Source organism: Halomonas elongata DSM 2581, from assembly GCF_000196875.2.
In the GTDB taxonomy this organism is placed as follows: Bacteria; Pseudomonadota; Gammaproteobacteria; order Pseudomonadales; family Halomonadaceae; genus Halomonas; species Halomonas elongata.
In genome coordinates, this window is the sequence record NC_014532.2 from 1,035,148 (window position 1) to 1,052,844 (window position 17,697).

Below are 17,697 nucleotides of genomic sequence, written 5' to 3' on the forward strand. Positions count from 1 at the left end.
GGGCTAGGCTGGAAGGGCTTTTCATCCATATGGAGATACGCTCATGCGACCCTTCCTGGCCGGCATCGTCGGTGCTTGTCTGCTCGGTACTGGCACGATGGCAAGCGCTGCCGACAAGCTCTACCTGTTCAACTGGACGGAGTACATGGATCCCGAGGTCGTGGCGGACTTCGAGGAAGCCCACGATGTGGAGGTGGTGCAGAACTACTTCACCTCCAACGCCGAGATGTTCTCGAAGCTTTCGGCGGGTGGCGATGCCCAGTACGACGTGGTGGTGCCCACCGATTACTTCGTGCCGCGGCTCATCGAGGCGGGGCTCGTCCAGCCGCTCGATCCGGCCCTGCTCCAGGGGCGGGAACATCTGATGGAAGCGTTCCGGCATCCCTCCTATGATCCCGAGGAACGCTACAGCGTGCCCTACCTCTGGGGCGTGACCGGCATCGTCTACAATACCGAGACCTTCCCCGATCCGCCGACTTCCTGGCGTCTGCTCTTCGATCCCGAGGTGAATCCCGACCAGCCCTTCGCGCTTCTCGGCGGCGATCCGCAGGTGGCGCTGGGCATGGCCTGCGCCTATCAGGGGGCCGGATTCGACTGCGTCGGCCAGCAGCCCTGGATCGAGGCGGCTCGCCTGGTCGGCAAGACCCTGGATCGCCCCAATTTCACGGGCTTCGTCGACAGCACGGCGGCCATCGAGCAGGTTGCCAGGGGCGTCGCCCAGGTCGCCGTGACCTATAGCGGCGATGTGGATTATCGCAAGGCGGATTCTCCCGAGACTTATGAACACCTCGACTTCTTCGTGCCCGACGAGGGCTCGCAACTGGGCGTGGATACCCTGGTGATCCCCGCCCGGGCGCCGCATCCGGAACTGGCTCACGCCTTCATCGATTTTTTGATGCGTCCCGAGAATGCCGCGCGTTCGGCCTCCTATGCCTACTATCGGACGCCCAACGAGGCGGCGCTCGAGCTGCTGCCTCCGGCACTTGCCGAAGGCTCTCGGCTGGATGGCGGGCGTCGTGAGCGCTTGGTGACCACACCGCTCATCGAGGGGGAGAGGCTGCAGATGTTGCAGCAGTTGTGGTCGGAGGTGCGCAGCCGCTAGGCACTGTCCTCAAAGTGTCCAACCTTCGCTCGTCGGCTTTTCAGACAAGCGCCCGGGTGGGCATCGCTGGAATCCGCGGGCGTGCCAAGCGTGGGGTGCGCCGCGTTCAGGCATTTGACGATCGATGTTCATCACTCGCTTGAGTGGTGAATATCATGCGCCTTTTTGTTTGCCTTGTGGCATAGGTATCCCTATCATCGGCAATATTGTGTTGAATAAAATAACCACCTGGAGGTCTTCATGACTGCCACCTCGCCCACGGAGCACATCGCATCCTGGTATGCGGCATCCGCGAATCCCGCGCCCTCGCGTCCGCCCCTGGAAGGGGAGATCAACTGCGACATCTGCGTGGTCGGCGCCGGTTTTACCGGTATTTCGTCGGCCTTGCACCTGGCCGAACAGGGGTTCGACGTGGTGGTGCTGGAAGCCTCTCGAGTGGGGTTCGGCGCATCCGGGCGCAATGGCGGACAGATCGTCAACAGCTACAGCCGCGACATGGACATGATCGAATCCCGCTACGGCACCGAGACGGCCCGCGCCCTGGGCGACATGGCCTTCGAGGGCAATCGTATCATTCGTGAGCGCGTGGCCGAGTACGACATTGCCTGCGACCTGCGTGACGGTAACCTCTTCGCGGCCTGCAACGCCAAGCAGCTCAAGGGGCTGCGCGAGCACAAGGCGCTCTGGGAGCGTTATGGCCACCAGCAGCTTGAGCTGCTGGAAGGCTCGGCGGTCAAGCGTGAAGTGAATACGGAGCGTTATACCGGTGCGCTGGTCGATCACTCGGGCGGTCACATGCATCCGCTCAACCTGGTACAGGGCGAGGCCGCTGCCTTCGAGTCGCGGGGCGGCGTGATCTACGAGCAGACGCCGGTGACTCACCTCAAGCACGGTGACCCGGTCCAATTGACCACACCCGGCGGTGTGGTGCGTGCCACTCGTGTGGTGATGGCCGGCAATGCCTACCTGCAGGGCGTGGTGCCCGAGCTGGAAGGCAAGTCCATGCCCTGCGGCACCCAGATCATCGCCACCGAGCCGCTGGAGGCGGAGCGCGCCCAGGCCCTGTTGCCGAATGGCCTGGCGGTGGAGGACTGCAACTACCTGCTGGACTATTTCCGCCTCACTGCCGATAACCGGCTGCTCTATGGTGGCGGCGTCAACTACGGTGGCCAGGATCCGAACGACATCGAGGCGGTGATCCGACCCAAGATGGAGAAGACTTTCCCCGGCCTGAAGGATGTCGGCATCGAGTATGCCTGGAGCGGTAACTTCCTGATGACCCTCAACCGGCTGCCACAGTTCGGCGTGCTCAACGACAACGTCTACTATGCTCAGGGCTATTCGGGCCACGGCGTGACCTGTACCCATCTCGCCGGACGCCTGATCGCTGAAGTCATGACCGGTCGCGACGAGCGCTTCGACGCCTTCGCCGGCCTGCCGCACCTGCCGTTCCCCGGCGGTCGCATGCTGCGCGTGCCGCTTTCGGCCATCGGTGCCTGGTACTACGAGACGCGGGACAAGCTGGGCGTCTGATCCGAAGCCTGTCGCTGCTCGGCGACGGCGGGTCAATCAATATGGAACTCCTTGTGGGGCGCCCAAATGGGCGCCCCGTGCGATTAAGCTAGGCAAGAAACAGGTCGCGCGAGAAGCCCTGCCTCTCGCTGTGGGCCGCTGGGCATCGCTCGCCCGGCGCCGATGCTGATCAAAGGAGGAAGCGATAATGAGCAAGTCGATCGTCGTGGGTACCACCCTGGCCGTGCTGGGTCTGGGCGGCATGGCATTCGGTGCCTGGCAGATGCAGGAGGCGCAGGAGGCCCGTCAGCCGCAATATGCCGAGATCACCGGGGTCGAGCCCTTGACGCGCAGCGTCGAGACGCCGCGCGAGGTCTGCGAGAACGTGACGGTCCAGCGCCAGGCGCCGACCCGGGATCCGCATCGCGTCGTTGGATCGGCCGCCGGTGCCATCGTCGGCGGGCTTCTCGGCAACCAGATCGGTGGCGGCAGTGGCAAGAAGATTGCCACCGTGGCCGGTGCGGTCGGCGGTGGCCTGGCGGGACGCGAGGTGCAGGAGCGCATCGAGTCCGGACAGACGGTCACCACCACCGAGCAACGCTGCCATACGGTGACCGATACCCATCAGGAAACGACAGGCTATGAGGTGAGCTGGCGGCATGATGGCGAGGTGCACACCAGCCGTCTGGACAGCCGGCCCGAGGGCGAACGTGTTCGCCTGGTGGATGGCAAGCCTCAGTGGCAGGCATCGGCGTCACCCGCCGAGGGGTAAACGGCCCTCCCCCGAGACGCCAGGCGCGTGAAGCTTTCGGGGAGGGGAAGGCCGGTCAGGAAGTCTGGCGGCGTTGTTCGGCCATCTGTTCGACGGCCTGGCGGGCAATCGGATTCAGATCGCAATCGGCATCGTCCAGGCAACCGATCAGTCGTTCCTTCATGCTGCGCGCCCAGAACTTTTCCAGGTGATTGCGCACGCCCGTTGCGGCGTCGTTCGAACTCTGGAGGTTGGTGGCGATCTGGTTGGCCATGTGAATCAGAGTTTCGCGTTGATCGTGCTGCATATCGATGTCCTCAACCGGCCGCCGAGGCTGGTGATGGCTCGGCGGTGGGGCGATGGTAGACGAGATGACGTCCCGGACGGGCGAAGCCGACCAGCAAAAGATCCGCGGCCCTGGCCTGCGTCACCGCCAGGCTGGTGGCCGCCGAGACGGCCACCAGGGCGCCGATGCCGGCACTGGCACACTTGTGCACCATCTCGTAGCTGGCACGGCTGGAGACCAGCGCGAAGCCGGCTTCGCGGTCGGTGGCCTCGAGGGCCAGGGCGCCGATCAGCTTGTCCAGGGCGTTGTGGCGTCCGACATCCTCTCGGGCGATGAGGATGTCGCCGGCCAGGTTGCACCAGGCGGCGCCATGGCTGGCGCCGGTGGCGGCCTGCACCGGCTGGTATTCGCGCAGCCGTGACAAGGCTTGCTGGATGGCGGTGTCGCCCAGGTCGGGAGCGGTGACCGAGGGAATCGGTCGGATGGCCTGTTCCAGCGACTCGGTGCCGCACAGGCCACACCCGGTCTTGCCCGACAGGCTGCGACGGTGCTGACGCAGTTCCGCCATGCGCTGGCTGGCGATATCCAGATGCAGGGCAATGCCGTTTTCCTCGTGGCGCACCTCGATGTCGTAGAGCTCGTGCGGATGCTCGAGGATGCCTTCGGTCAGGCTGAAACCGAGCGCGAAGTCCTCGAGATTGCCGGGACTGGCCATCATCACGGCATGGGAGATGCCGTTGTAGACCAGGGCCACCGGCACCTCGAGAGTCAGGTCATCATCGCGCCTGACGGCACCCCAGCCCGGCTCCCGGTGCTCTTCCACCGGGAGCCGTTCCGTGCGTCCAGCAACGTCGGTCACTGTGGCACTCCCTGTGCGGCGGGATCTTTGGCCGCTTTCAGGAAGTGGCGCTGTTCGCGATCGAAATCGTCGAAGCGCTGCTGCCAGGCCGAGGGGCGGCTGACCTTTTCCACCTGGACTGCCGTGACCTTGTACTCGGGGCAGTTGGTGGCCCAGTCGGAGCTGTTGGTGGTGATCACATTGGCGCCACTGCCCGGGTGGTGGAATGTCGTGTAGACCACGCCCGGCTGCATGCGCTCGCTGAGCCGGGCTCGCAGCACCGTCTGGCCGGAGCGACTGGTGATGCCCAGCCAGTCTCCGTCATTGATGCCGCGCACTTCGGCATCGGAGGGGTGGATCTCCAGGATGTCCTCGTCATGCCAGACCTGGTTGTCGGTGCGCCGGGTCTGGGCGCCGACATTGTACTGGGAGAGGATGCGCCCGGTGGTCAGCAGCAGCGGGAAGCGTCGGTTGGCGCGTTCCTCGGTGGCCACGTACTCGGTGATCGCGAAGCGCCCCGGACCGATCGGGAAGTCGATCTCGTGCATGGTCGGGGTGCCCTCGGGATGCTCGGCATTGCAGGGCCACTGCAGGCTGCCGAGACGCTCGAGCTTGTCGTAGCTGACGCCGGTGAAGGTCGGTGTCAGCTGGGCGATCTCGTCCATGATCTCGGAAGGATGGCGATAGTCCATCGGATAACCCAGGGCGCGGGACAGCTCGACGGTGACTTCCCAGTCTTCCTTGCCGGCGCGCGGCGGCATGACCTTGCGGACCCGGTTGATGCGCCGCTCGGCATTGGTGAAGGTGCCGTTCTTCTCCAGGAAGCTGGAGCCGGGCAGCAGCACGTGGGCGTACTTGGCGGTCTCGTTGAGGAAGATGTCCTGCACGATCAGGCAGTCCAGCGAGGTCAGCGCCGCCTCGACGTGCTGGGTGTTGGGGTCCGACTGGGCGATGTCCTCGCCCTGGACGTAGAGTGCCTTGAAGCTGCCCTCGATGGCCGCATCGAACATGTTGGGAATGCGCAGGCCCGGCTCGTCGTCGATGGGCACGCCCCAGAGTTCCTCGAAACGGCTGCGGGCCGTGGCATCGGCGACGTGCTGATAGCCGGGCAGCTCATGGGGGAAGGAGCCCATGTCGCAGGAGCCCTGGACATTGTTCTGGCCGCGCAGTGGGTTGACCCCGACGCCTTCGCGCCCGATGTTGCCGGTGGCCATGGCCAGGTTGGCGATGCCCATGACCATGGTCGAGCCCTGGCTGTGCTCGGTGACGCCCAGGCCATAGTAGATGGCGCCGTTGGGGGCCTTCGCATAGGTGCGAGCGGCATGGCGCACGGCCTCGGCGGATACGCCGGTGATCGATTCGACGGCCTCCGGGGCGTGACGCTCCTCGCTGATGAAGTCGCGCCAGGCCTGGTAGGCCTCGGTGTCGCAGCGCTTGGCGATGAAGTCGTGATCCTCGAGTCCTTCGCTGACCACCACGTGTGCCAGGGCATTGACCAGTGCCACGTTGGTGCCCGGACGCAGCGGCAGGTGCTGGGCATCGCCGCGGTGCGGGGTGTCGAGCAGGTCGATGTGGCGCGGGTCGGCGACGATCAGGCTGGCGCCTTCGCGCATCCGGCGACGCATCTGCGAGGCGAACACCGGATGGGCATCGGTCGGGTTGGCACCGATGACGATGATGGCATCGGATTTCATCACCGAGTCGAAGGTCTGGGTGCCGGCGGATTCACCGAGGGTGGTCTTGAGGCCATAGCCGGTCGGCGAGTGGCAGACCCGGGCGCAGGTATCGGTGTTGTTGTTGCCGAAGGCGGCACGGATCAGCTTCTGCACCAGGTAGGTTTCCTCGTTGGTGCAGCGCGACGAGGTGATGCCGCCGATGCTTTCGCGGCCGTACTTCGCCTGGGTGGCCTTGAGGCGTTCGGCGGCGAAGTTGATGGCTTCCTCCCAGCCGACCTCGCGCCAGGGCTGGTCGATGGAGTCGCGGATCATCGGAGTGGTCAGGCGGTCCCCGTGGGTGGCGTAGCCGAAGGCGAACCGTCCCTTGACGCAGGAATGGCCGTGATTGGCGTCGCCGCCCTTGTAGGGCACCATGCGCACCAGTTGATCGCCCTTCATCTCGGCCTTGAACGAGCAGCCCACGCCGCAGTAGGCGCAGGTGGTGATCACGCTGTGCTCCGGCACGCCCTGGTCGATCACGCTCTTCTCCATCAGCGTTGCCGTCGGGCAGGCCTGGACGCAGGCGCCGCAGGAGACGCACTCGGAGTCCATGAAGTCTTCCATCTGCCCCGGCGAGACCTTGGAGTCGAAGCCCCGGCCGTCGATGGTCAGCGCGAAGGTACCCTGGACTTCCTCGCAGGCGCGCACGCAGCGCGAGCAGACGATGCACTTGCTGGGGTCGAAGCTGAAGTAGGGGTTGGTGTTGTCCTTCTCGGCGGAGAGGTGATTCTCGCCCTCGAAGCCGTAGCGGACCTCGCGCAGCCCCACGGCGCCGGCCACGTCCTGAAGCTCGCAATCGCCGTTGGCCGGACAGGTCAGGCAGTCCAGCGGGTGGTCGGAGATGTAGAGCTCCATGATGTTGCGGCGCAGCCTGGCCAGCTTGGTGTTCTGGGTGGTGACCTGCATGCCGGCTTCCACCGGCGTGGTGCAGGCGGCCGGGTAACCGCGCTTGCCTTCGACCTGCACCGCGCACATACGGCAGGAGCCGAAGGCCTCGAGATTGTCGCTGGCGCACAGCTTGGGAATGTTGATGTCGGCGAGCGCTGCCGCCCGCAGCACCGAGGTGCCTTCGGGCACGGTGATTTCCTGGCCGTCGATGGTCAGCGCGATGTGTTTCTCGGAGAGCCGGGCGGGGGTGCCCAGATCTTTCGAAGCGTGCTTGTTGGGGTCGTAATAGCCGATCATGGCGTTCTCTCCCTCAGCGCTCAACGCTGCAGGTCATCGGGGAAGTGGGTCATCACGCTCTTTACCGGGAAGGGGGTCATGCCGCCCATGGCGCACAGAGAGCCGTCTTCCATGGTTTCGCAGAGTTCGTCGAGAAGCTCGAGATTGGCGTCGCGATCCTGGTTGGCAAGGATGCGGTCGATGACCTCCACCCCGCGTGTCGAGCCGATGCGGCAGGGGGTGCACTTGCCGCAGGATTCCACGGCGCAGAATTCCATCGAGAAGCGGGCCTGCTCGGCCATGTCGACGCTGTCGTCGAACATCACCACGCCACCGTGGCCGACTCCCGCGCCGACACTGGCGAAGGTCTCGTAGTCCAGCGGCAGGTCCCATTGGCTCTCGGGCAGATAGGCGCACAGCGGCCCGCCGACCTGCACCGCGCGCAGCGGGCGCTCGGTGAAGGTGCCGCCGCCGAAGTCTTCCATCAACTCGCGCAGGGTGGTGCCGAAGGCCAGTTCGACCAGGCCGCCGCGCTTGACGTTACCGGCCAGCTGCAGCGCCAGGGTGCCGCGCGAGCGACCCATGCCGTAGTTGGCGTAGGCTTCGCCGCCCCGGTCGAGGATGTAGGGCACGGCGGCCAGCGAGAGCACGTTGTTGACCACGGTGGGGCGTCCGAACAAGCCCTCGATGGCCGGCAGGGGCGGCTTGTAGCGCACCATGCCTCGCTTGCCCTCGAGGCTCTCCAGCAACGAGGTCTCTTCGCCGCAGATGTAGGCGCCGGCGCCGAGACGCACTTCGAGATCGAAGCGTCGACCGCTGCCGCGAATGTCGGCACCCAGGTAGCCGGCCTGTTCGGCGCGTGCGATGGCTTCATCGAGTATGCGGTGGGCCAGGGGATATTCGGAGCGCAGATAGATGTAGCCCTGGGTGGCGCCGACGGCAAGACCGGCGATGGCCATGCCCTCGATCAGCATGTAGGGGTCGCACTCCATCGCCAGGCGGTCGGCGAAGGTTCCCGAGTCGCCCTCGTCGGCGTTGCAGACGATGTATTTCTGATCGCTCGGGGCATCGTGCACGGTCTGCCACTTGATGCCGGTGGGAAAGGCGGCGCCGCCCCGGCCGCGCAATCCGGATGTCTTGACCTCGTCGACGATGGCCTGCGGCTCGAGGGTCAGTGCGGTTTCGAGGCCACGAAATCCATCCAGCGCCAGATAGTCGGCGATCGAGAGCGGATCGGTGACGCCGATCCGGGAGAAGGTCAGCCGCTGCTGGCGGGCCAGATAGGGAATCGCCTCGGTGGGGCCATGCGCCAGCGGGTGTTCGGTGCTTCCCTCCAGCAGGCCGGCATCGAGCAGCCCTGCGACATCGTCCACGCTGACCGGGCCATAGGCCATTCGGCCGGCATCGGTCTCGATCTCGACCAGAGGTTCCAGCCAGGCGAGCCCCCGCGAGCCGTTGCGGGTCAGGGCGATCTCGATGCCACGGGCGTCGGCTTCGGCCACCAGCCGGTCGGCCACCTCGTCGGCGCCCATCGCCAGCGCCGTGGTGTCGCGGGGAACGAAGACACGGACCATTATTTCACCTCCAGGGGCGTGGTGCGCAGGTCATCGACCAGGCGATCGAAGGTTTCCGTGGTGACGCGACCGTGCACCCGGTCGTCCACGCATATCGAGGGGCCGCAGGCGCAGTTACCCAGGCAATAGACGGCTTCCAGGGTGATCTCCTGGTCACGGGTGGTCTGATGGTAGTCGACTTCGAGGCTGGACTTGGCGTGGGCCTCGAGGGCGCGCGCGCCCATCGCCTGGCAAGCCTCGGCGCGGCAGATGCGGACCACATGACTCCCCGGACGGGAGGTGCGGAAATGGTGGTAGAAACTGATTACGCCATGGACCTCGGCGCGGGTCAGGTTCAGGGATTCGGCGATGATCGGCACGGCGGCGTCGGGAACGAAGCCGACACGGTCCTGAATCGCATGGAGAATCGGCAGCAGGGCGCCGGGCTTGTTCTTCAGGGCGTCGACCTCGTCCTGAATCAGCCTCGGCGTCCACTCGGCGGGAGCGCTCATCGGACATCACCTGGTTGTTGTCGTCCATATAGGCACACCAGTTCATATTATAAGAGATCGGTGTGCGTCACGGTTGTTTTAAAGCTAGCATTGGTCTGTCAATTGCAAAATATGAAACTTGCTTCATATGAAACGTATACGCATCACACCGGCCTGGTATTTCAGCGACGAGGCAGGCAATCAACTCGATCCGCAGCTGTTCGTGTTGCTCGAGGGCGTGCATCGCCACGGCAAGCTGACCGAGGCGGCGAAGATGGCGGGGGTGTCCTACCGGCACGCCTGGAACCTGCTCGGCAAATGGCAGGAGTTCTTCGGCATCAGCCTGGTCGAGCTGCAACGCGGGCGGGGTGCCCATCTGTCGCCACTCGGCGAGAAGCTGCTGTGGGCCGAGCAGCGGGTGATCGCGCGCCTGGGCCCGCAGTTGGAGAGCCTCGGCTCGGAACTCAATCTGGCCATCCAGCAGACCCTGGAAGGCGTGAAGCCCGTGCTGCGGCTGCATGCCAGCCACGGCTATGCGGTGGAGCTGCTGCCGGAATTTCTCGATGAGCTGCGCCTCGATCTGCAGTATTGCAGCCCCCGGGAGGCGCTGGTCGCCCTGAATCGCGGCGCCTGTGACCTGGCCGGCTTCCATCTGCCCCAGGGGCCGGTCGGCGAACGCCTGGCGCGGGACTATCGTGCCTTGCTGAAACCGCGCAGTCATCGCGTGCTGCGCTTCATCACCCGTCGTCAGGGCCTGATGATCACCCCGGAGAATCCCTGTGGCATCCGCGGGCTGGCGGACCTGGTGCATGGCGAGGCACGTTTCATCAATCGTCAGTCCGCCTCCGGCACACGGGCCTTGCTCGATGGGCTGCTGCGGGCGGAAGGGCTGCCGGCGCGGCGTATTCGCGGCTATGAACTCGAGGAGTACACCCATTCGGCGGTGGCCGCTTACATCGCCGCCGGCATGGCCGACGTGGGCTTCGGGGTGGAGACGGCGGCGCGGCGTTTCGGGCTCGATTTCATACCGCTGGCAAGCGAGGACTATCTGTTGCTGTGCCACCATCGCAGCCTGGCCGAGCCGAGGCTGGAAAGTTTCCGGGAGGTGCTGGCCGGGCAGGCGTTTCAGGAGGCCGTCCTGGCGTTGCCGGGTTATTCGCTGAATCGGTGTGGCGAGGTCGAGGGGATCGAGGCGTTGATCGCGGGATGAGGTCGACCACGCCCGGCCGGGCGTGGTCGGAGGGGATCAGCTCAGGGCGAAGCCGAGTGCCAGGAAGCCGGCAGCGGTCACCAGGGCGCCGAGCAGGGCGTAGGGCAACTGCGTCAAGCCATGCTGCATGGGCAGGCAGCCGCTTCCCTGGGCGGAGAGCACCGAGGAATCGGAGAAGAAGCAGGCATGGCTGCCGAAGCTCGAGGCCGAGAGCAGGGCGCCGACTACCAGAGGCATCGAGGCATCCATGTGCTGGGCCATGGGGACCACGATGGGAATCGAGATCACGAACACGCCCCAGGACGAGCCGGTGGCGAAGACCACGACCGCCATGGTCAGGAATACCAGCGCCGGCAGCAGGGCCTTGGTCAGGTAGGGCGAGAGGGCGTCGATCATGAACTGGGTCATGCCCAACTGGTCGTTGACCTCGCGCAGCACGAAGCCCACGGCGACGATAGCCAGCGGCAGCATCATGGTGCGGAAGCCGTCCATGATGGCGTCCATCAGCGTATTGAAGGTCGCCAGCCGCTGGACGAGATAGAGCGCCAGGGTGAACAGGGTGGCGACGATCACGCCCTTGAGCAGGTCGATCTCGAAATAGGCGCTGGCACCGATCAGCACCGCCATGGGTGCCAGGAAGTTGAACACGCCGACCCAGGGGCGCCCGCGCGGGGCCGCGTCGTCGGAGAGCGACTTGTCCGGGGCGCCGTCGGGGATCGGCTGTCCGTTTTTGGCGCGTGCCTCGGCGGCTTTCATCGGTCCCAGGTCGGGCAGCAGGCCGAGCGCCACCAGCACCACCAGTCCCATGGCCACCCAGCCGTAGAGCATGAAGGGAATCGACTGGATGTACAGCCACATGCCGGGGCCGTCGGTGGCCGAATTGGTTTCCAGCAGTTCGGCGAAGTACACCGCCCAGGTCGACAGGGGCACCAGGATGCAGATCGGCGCGGCGGTGGAGTCGACGATGTAGGCCAGTTTCTCGCGAGAGACGCCGAAGCGGTCGGTCAGGCGCTTCATGGCCGCCGAGGTTGCCAGGGCGTTGAGGTAGTCGTCGATGAAGATCAACACGCCCAGCGCCGCGGTGCTGAGCATCGATTGCCGCCGGGTCTTGACCAGTCGCGTCAGGCAATGGCTGAAGCTCAGGGTGCAACCGGATATCTCCAGCATGGCGATGAAACCGCCCATCAGGCCGCAGACCAGAATCAGCCAGGCGATGGTCTCGTTCATCATCACCGACAGCGAGATATCGGCCAGCTCACCGATGAAATCATCGGGTTGCAGCAGGATCAGGCCACAGATGGCACCGATGGCCAGGGCCTCGAGGGTACGATGGGTGGCGATGGCCACCACCAGCACGATCAGCGAGGGCACCATGCTGACCCAGCCGTAGTCGCTGGCGCCGCTATGCGTCAGTGTCAGGGTTACAACGGTGGCCAGGATGCCGACGACCAGCAGGAGGGTGCGCCCCGTGCCGCGCTGCATCGGCAGACTGGGAGCGAAGGGATGAGGTGTCTGGCTCATGCTCGATCTCCTTCGGCACGGAAAGCGGGCCGCTTGTCGATTATCGGGGCGATACAGGTTGTCGTTGTCATCTTGCCTGTCCCTTTTGTTGGATGAATGAAGCGGGATGTCCGGGCACACGGGGCCCTTGCCCGGCCGCGCGGGGCAGCCGGGGGAAGCGAATCGGGTACGTCGGTTGGCGGATCAGACGTGGCGCAGGTACCAGTCGTATTCCAGCTTGCTGATGGACTGCATGGTCTGGTCTCGTTCGACGCGACGGTTGGCGACGAAGACGCGCAGGAAGTCGGGACCCAGCGCCTCGGCGAGAATCTCGTCGCGTTCCAATAGGTCCAGGGCCTGACGCCAGCTGTTGGTCAGGCTGGGAGTGACCTGGTCATAGGCATTGCCGGTGATCGCCGGCGGTGGTGTCAGGTGCCGGTGCAGGCCGTGGTCGATGGCGGCGAGCAGGGTCGCCATCAACAGGTACGGATTCACATCGGCGCCGGCGACGCGGTGCTCGATGCGCCGTGCCCGGTTGTCGCCGGAGGGGATGCGTACTGCCACTGAGCGGTTGTCGTAGCCCCAGGTCGGCGCCATGGGTACGTAGAGGCCGGGCTGGAAACGCTTGAAGGAGTTGAGGTTGGGGGCGAGCAGTCCCATCGAGGCCGGCATGGTCTCGAGCAGGCCGGCCACCGCGCGCTGGAGTTCGGGAGTGCCCAGGTGATCCCCGTCCTCGTCGGAAAAGACGTTGCGACCGTCCTCGTCGAGCAGGCTGATGTGCACATGAGTGCCGCTGCCGGCTTCGCTACCGTAGGGCTTGGCCATGAAGGTGGCCTCGAAGCCATGCTTGAGGGCCACGCCCTTGATCAGGCGCTTGAGCAGCACGGCACTGTCACAGGCCGCGAGAGCATCGTCGCTGTGGATCAGGTTGATCTCGAACTGCCCCGGCGCGCACTCCTTCAGGGCGGTGTCCAGCGGCAGCTCCTGGGTGGCGGCGGCGCTATGGATCTCCTCGAGGAAGTCCGCGTATTCGTCGAGCTCGTTGATCGAGTAGAGCTGGCTCTGGGTGGCGCGTTCCCCGCTGCTCGGCGAGAGCGGCGGCTGGATCATGCCCAGATCGTCACGCTGGCGGTCGACGAGGTAGAATTCCAGCTCCACCGCCACGACCGGCGTCAGCCCGGCGCGCCGGAAGCGCTCCAGCACGCGGTCGAGCACCTGGCGGGGGTCGGCGAAGAAGGGCGTGCCGTCGGGCTCCGCCATGGTCATCAGCAACTGGGCCTGCTGTCCGTCGCGCAACCAGGGGCTAGGCATCAGGGTGCCCGGTACCGGATGACAGACCCGGTCGCCGTCGCCGCTGTCGAGGCCCAGTCCGGTTTCCTCCACGGTGTTGCCGTGAATGTCCAGGGCGAATACCGAGGCGGGCAGGTTGACGCCGTCGCGATAGACCTTCTCGAGGTTGTCCCGGGGAATGCGCTTGCCGCGCAGTACGCCATTGAGGTCGCTGATCAGCAGATCGATGCTGACGATGTCGGGGTGGCGCTCAAGGAAGGCCTGGGCCTCATCGACGGGATTGGGTGACATGCTGCACCTGTTGGAGTCTGGTTGTTGATGATGCTGTCATCTTTGAATCAACTCTTCGTGTTGTCAAATTTTTTACGCCAAGGCGCTTGCGTCTGACAACTCGACTTTCGTTTGTTTTCGGCGTTTTTTAGCGAGATCATGTAGATAAGGCAGCGGGCGCGGTGCGTGGCCTGTTGTGGAGTTGGCAAGATTATCCAACCGGTGTATGTTGATTAAAACATAACAAGCATGATCCCGATTCGATCAAGGAGGCTGTCATGCCGACTCGACCCCTGGTGGGTGTCATCGCCTGCCGCCGTGAGGTGGAGGGCCATCCGTCACACATGGTCACCGACAAGTATCTGAGCGCCCTGCGCGACTACGGCCTGACGCCGGTGGTGTTGCCGGTCTGGGAGGACATTGCGCCGGCCGAGATCGAGGCCCTGACCTCGCGACTCGATGGCCTGGTGTTGACCGGCAGTCATACCAATGTCGAGCCGCAGCGCTATGGTGCCGAGCGGGCGCCGGAGAATACCCGGGCGGATCTCGACCGCGACGCGCTCGCCCTGGCCCTGGTCTCGGTAGCGCTGGAGCGCAGGTTGCCCTTGCTGGGCATCTGTCGCGGGTTCCAGGAGATCAACGTGGCTCTCGGCGGCAGCCTGTATCAGGCTGTACAGAACCAGCCCGGCAAGCTCGACCACCGTGAACCCGAAGGCGACAAGGCGACACGCTATGCGCCGGTGCATGACCTGGACATTCAGCCGGGTGGCGTCCTGTCGCGGTTGTTCGAGGCCTCTCGTTCACGCGTCAATTCGCTGCACCAGCAGGGGATCGACAGACTCGCCGATGGCCTCACGGCCGAGGCCGTGGCCCCCGACGGGCTGGTCGAGGCGGTGTCGGTGACCGAGGCCGAGGGGTTCACCCTGGCGGTACAGTGGCATCCCGAGTGGCAGCCCCGGGAGCACCCGCTCTACGACGCCATCTTTCGAGGCTTCGCCAAGGCCTGCGAGGCGTACCATGGGCAGGTGGCGGCGGTATCGGCCTGAGCCCCTTGTGAATGGAGAACAACATCATGCAAACCCAAGACTATCAGGCCCTGGACCGCGCCCATCACCTGCATCCCTTCACCGATTTCAAGGCGTTGGGTGAAGAGGGCAGTCGCGTCGTGACCCACGCCGAAGGCGTCTACATCCACGACAGCGAGGGCAACCGCATTCTCGACGGCATGGCCGGGCTTTGGTGCGTGAATCTCGGCTATGGTCGCCGCGAACTGGTCGAGGCGGCAACGGCGCAGCTCGAGCAACTGCCGTACTACAACACCTTCTTCAAGACCACGCATCCGCCCGCGGTGCGCCTGGCCGAGAAGCTGTGCGATCTAGCGCCGGCGCACATCAATCGTGTGTTCTTCACCGGCTCCGGTTCCGAGGCCAACGACACCGTGCTGCGCATGGTACGGCGTTACTGGGCCTTGAAGGGCCAACCCGACAAGCAATGGATCATCGGTCGCGAGAACGCCTATCACGGCTCCACCCTGGCCGGCATGAGCCTGGGCGGCATGGCGCCGATGCATGCCCAGGGCGGCCCCTGCGTGCCCGGCATCGCCCACATCCGCCAGCCCTACTGGTTCGGCGAGGGGCGGGACATGTCGCCGGAGGCCTTCGGCCAGACGTGCGCTGAGGCGCTGGAGGAGAAAATCCTCGAGCTCGGCGAGGAGAAGGTGGCCGCTTTCATCGCCGAACCGGTGCAGGGCGCCGGGGGGGCCATCATGCCGCCGGAGAGCTACTGGCCGGCCGTCAAGAAAGTGCTGGCGAAATACGACATCCTGCTGGTCGCCGACGAGGTGATCTGCGGCTTCGGGCGACTCGGCGAGTGGTTCGGCAGCCAGCACTACGGTCTCGAGCCCGACCTGATGCCGATCGCCAAGGGCCTGTCCTCCGGCTATCTACCGATCGGCGGCGTGCTGGTCGGGGATCGTGTCGCCGAGACGCTGATCGAAGAAGGCGGCGAGTTCTTCCACGGTTTCACCTACTCGGGGCATCCGACCTGTGCCGCCGTGGCGCTCAAAAACCTCGAGCTACTCGAGGCCGAGGGCGTGGTGGATCGGGTGCGCGACGATCTTGGTCCCTATCTGGCCGAGCGCTGGGCCAGCCTGGTCGACCATCCTATCGTCGGCGAGGCACGATCCCTGGGCCTGATGGGTGCCCTGGAACTGGTCGCCGACAAGACCACCGGGCAGCGTTTCGACAAGTCGCTGGGCGCCGGCAACCTGTGCCGTGACCTGTGCTTCGCCAATGGCCTGGTGATGCGCTCCGTGGGCGATACCATGATCATTTCGCCACCGCTGGTGATTCGTCGCGAGGAAATCGACGAACTGGTGGAACTGGCCCGACGGGCCCTGGACGAGACGGCTCGCCAACTGACGCAAGTGCCGCACACGCAAGAGGAGCCAACCGCATGACCGCTCAATCCGCGATTCTCGCCACCGAGACGCCCGAAACCCATGCCGACTGGCGGGCGCTGGCCGAGCGCCTGCGAACCGAGCGGGGGCTCGAGACCCGTGCCTACGTCGATGATGCCTTCGTCGCGGCCATTGGCGGCGAGACCTTCACCACCGCCAATCCGGCCACCGGCGAGCCGCTTGCCGAGGTGGCCAGTTGTGACGCCACCGATGCCGAAGCGGCGGTGGCCGTGGCCCGCCGCGCCTTCGACGGCGGCGAGTGGTCGCGGCGCGCGCCGGGCGAACGCAAGGCCGTGCTGCTGCGCCTGGCCGAGCTGATGGAGGCGCATCGCCATGAGCTGGCGCTGCTCGACAGCCTGGACATGGGCAAGCCGGTATCGAGCGCCATGGGCGACATGGCCGGCGCCATCGGCTGCATTCGCCATCATGCCGAGTCCATCGACAAGCTCTACGGCGAAATCGCCCCCACCGGCGAGGACAGCCTGGGCCTGGTGATGCGCGAGCCGCTGGGCGTGGTGGCCTCCATCGTGCCCTGGAACTTCCCGATGATGATGACCGCCTGGAAGATCGGCCCGGCACTCGCCGCCGGCAACAGCGTCATCCTCAAGCCCTCGGAGAAGTCGCCGCTCTCGGCGCTGCGCCTGGCGCAGCTGACCCGCGAGGCCGGGCTGCCGCGCGGCGTCTTCCAGGTGCTGCCGGGCTTCGGTCATACCGTGGGCAAGGCGCTGGCGCTGTCCATGGAGGTCGACTGCCTGGCCTTCACCGGTTCCACCGGGGTCGGCAAGCAGCTGATGCAGTACGCCGGCCAGTCGAACCTCAAGAAGGTCTTCCTGGAGTGCGGCGGCAAGAGCCCGAACCTGATCTTCGCCGACTGCAAGGACCTGGATCGGGTGGCCGAGCATGCCGCCGCGGCGATCTTCCACAACCAGGGCGAGGTGTGCATCGCCGGCTCGCGGTTGCTGGTCGAGAATTCGATCCGCGAGGCCTTCGTCGACAAGGTGCTGGCCGCCGCCGAGGGCATGCAGCCCGGCGACCCGCTGGACCCGGCCAGCTTCATGGGCGCTATCGTCGATGAAACGCAGCATGCCCGCATCCTGGAATATATCCACCGGGGCGTCGAAGAAGGTGCGACCCTGCGTACTGGCGGCCAGGCGCTGGACGGCGAAGCGCAGAATGGCAAGGGGCTGTTCATCGCCCCGACGGTGTTCGACGGCGTCACCGATCGCATGGCCATCGGCCGCGAGGAGATCTTCGGCCCGGTACTGGCGGTGTTCGGCTTCGACACCGAGGAAGAGGCCGTGCGCCTGGCCAACGACAGCGACTACGGCCTGGCGGCGGGGCTGTGGAGCCAGGACATCGACCGCATCATGCGGGTGACGCGGCGGCTGCGTTCGGGCCAGGTGTTTGTCAACAACTGGGCGGACATGGACCAGACGGTGCCCTTCGGCGGCGTCAAGCAGTCGGGCAACGGCCGCGACAAGTCGCACCACTCGCTGGAGGAATACTCCGACCTCAAGGCCGTCTGGATGTCGCTGACTCCCGCGCCCTGAGGCGCGA

The 17,697-nt window shown here is 65.5% G+C and carries 14 protein-coding genes; 7 read left to right on the plus strand and 7 right to left on the minus strand.

Going from position 1 to position 17,697, the window contains the following annotated elements; translation table 11 throughout:
- Positions 1 to 43: 43 nt before the first annotated feature.
- The 3 genes from HELO_RS04835 (at position 44) to HELO_RS04845 (ending at position 3,386) form a co-directional block, all read left to right on the plus strand.
- Positions 44 to 1,102, plus strand: coding sequence for a polyamine ABC transporter substrate-binding protein (locus tag HELO_RS04835; RefSeq protein WP_013331648.1), 1,059 nt, complete (start codon positions 44 to 46; stop codon positions 1,100 to 1,102).
- 240 nt (positions 1,103 to 1,342) lie between these two features.
- Positions 1,343 to 2,635: an NAD(P)/FAD-dependent oxidoreductase gene (locus HELO_RS04840; protein ID WP_013331649.1), complete on the plus strand. Its 1,293-nt coding sequence runs from the start codon at positions 1,343 to 1,345 to the stop codon at positions 2,633 to 2,635.
- A gap of 187 nt (positions 2,636 to 2,822) precedes the next feature.
- On the plus strand, positions 2,823 to 3,386 hold the full coding sequence (locus HELO_RS04845) for a glycine zipper 2TM domain-containing protein (protein ID WP_013331650.1): 564 nt from the start codon (positions 2,823 to 2,825) through the stop codon (positions 3,384 to 3,386).
- 55 nt (positions 3,387 to 3,441) lie between these two features.
- Here the strand turns inward: HELO_RS04845 and HELO_RS04850 are convergent, their stop codons facing one another.
- From HELO_RS04850 to HELO_RS04870, 5 genes are read right to left on the minus strand one after another with little or no spacing between them, the layout of a single operon-like run.
- Complete coding sequence (locus tag HELO_RS04850; protein WP_013331651.1) at positions 3,442 to 3,672, minus strand: formate dehydrogenase subunit delta; 231 nt, start codon at positions 3,670 to 3,672, stop codon at positions 3,442 to 3,444.
- A gap of 10 nt (positions 3,673 to 3,682) precedes the next feature.
- On the minus strand, positions 3,683 to 4,510 hold the full coding sequence (gene fdhD / locus HELO_RS04855; protein ID WP_013331652.1) for a formate dehydrogenase accessory sulfurtransferase FdhD: 828 nt from the start codon (positions 4,508 to 4,510) through the stop codon (positions 3,683 to 3,685).
- Positions 4,507 to 7,389, minus strand: a complete 2,883-nt coding sequence (gene fdhF, locus HELO_RS04860; RefSeq protein ID WP_013331653.1) for a formate dehydrogenase subunit alpha — start codon at positions 7,387 to 7,389, stop codon at positions 4,507 to 4,509. Before fdhF ends, fdhD begins: the two co-directional genes overlap by 4 nt.
- A 20-nt stretch (positions 7,390 to 7,409) precedes the next feature.
- Positions 7,410 to 8,942 carry a formate dehydrogenase beta subunit gene (locus HELO_RS04865; protein WP_013331654.1) on the minus strand — a complete coding sequence of 511 codons (1,533 nt, stop codon included), beginning with the start codon at positions 8,940 to 8,942 and terminating at the stop codon, positions 7,410 to 7,412.
- Positions 8,942 to 9,433 carry a formate dehydrogenase subunit gamma gene (locus tag HELO_RS04870; protein ID WP_013331655.1) on the minus strand — a complete coding sequence of 164 codons (492 nt, stop codon included), beginning with the start codon at positions 9,431 to 9,433 and terminating at the stop codon, positions 8,942 to 8,944. The genes HELO_RS04865 and HELO_RS04870 overlap by 1 nt, the downstream gene beginning before the upstream one ends.
- A 127-nt stretch (positions 9,434 to 9,560) precedes the next feature.
- On the opposite strand from HELO_RS04870, the gene HELO_RS04875 reads away from it, so the two are divergent.
- The gene (locus tag HELO_RS04875) at positions 9,561 to 10,622 is read left to right on the plus strand and encodes a substrate-binding domain-containing protein (RefSeq protein WP_013331656.1); all 1,062 of its coding nucleotides are present in this window, start codon (positions 9,561 to 9,563) and stop codon (positions 10,620 to 10,622) included.
- A gap of 36 nt (positions 10,623 to 10,658) precedes the next feature.
- Here HELO_RS04875 and HELO_RS04880 read toward each other — a convergent pair whose 3' ends face one another.
- Entirely contained in the window at positions 10,659 to 12,143 is a 1,485-nt protein-coding gene (locus tag HELO_RS04880; RefSeq protein ID WP_013331657.1) for a Na+/H+ antiporter NhaC family protein, read from the minus strand.
- Positions 12,144 to 12,326: 183 nt separating this feature from the next.
- Entirely contained in the window at positions 12,327 to 13,703 is a 1,377-nt protein-coding gene (locus HELO_RS04885) for a glutamine synthetase family protein (RefSeq protein ID WP_013331658.1), read from the minus strand.
- Positions 13,704 to 13,960: 257 nt separating this feature from the next.
- Between HELO_RS04885 and HELO_RS04890 the strand changes: the two genes are divergently transcribed.
- Genes HELO_RS04890 through HELO_RS04900 form a run of 3 tightly spaced genes read left to right on the plus strand, consistent with a single transcriptional unit; the run spans position 13,961 to position 17,690 of the window.
- On the plus strand, positions 13,961 to 14,728 hold the full coding sequence (locus HELO_RS04890) for a gamma-glutamyl-gamma-aminobutyrate hydrolase family protein (RefSeq protein WP_013331659.1): 768 nt from the start codon (positions 13,961 to 13,963) through the stop codon (positions 14,726 to 14,728).
- 26 nt (positions 14,729 to 14,754) lie between these two features.
- Positions 14,755 to 16,140 carry an aspartate aminotransferase family protein gene (locus HELO_RS04895; protein WP_013331660.1) on the plus strand — a complete coding sequence of 462 codons (1,386 nt, stop codon included), beginning with the start codon at positions 14,755 to 14,757 and terminating at the stop codon, positions 16,138 to 16,140.
- Entirely contained in the window at positions 16,137 to 17,690 is a 1,554-nt protein-coding gene (locus tag HELO_RS04900; protein ID WP_109637341.1) for an aldehyde dehydrogenase, read from the plus strand. The genes HELO_RS04895 and HELO_RS04900 overlap by 4 nt, the downstream gene beginning before the upstream one ends.
- Positions 17,691 to 17,697 lie beyond the last annotated feature (7 nt).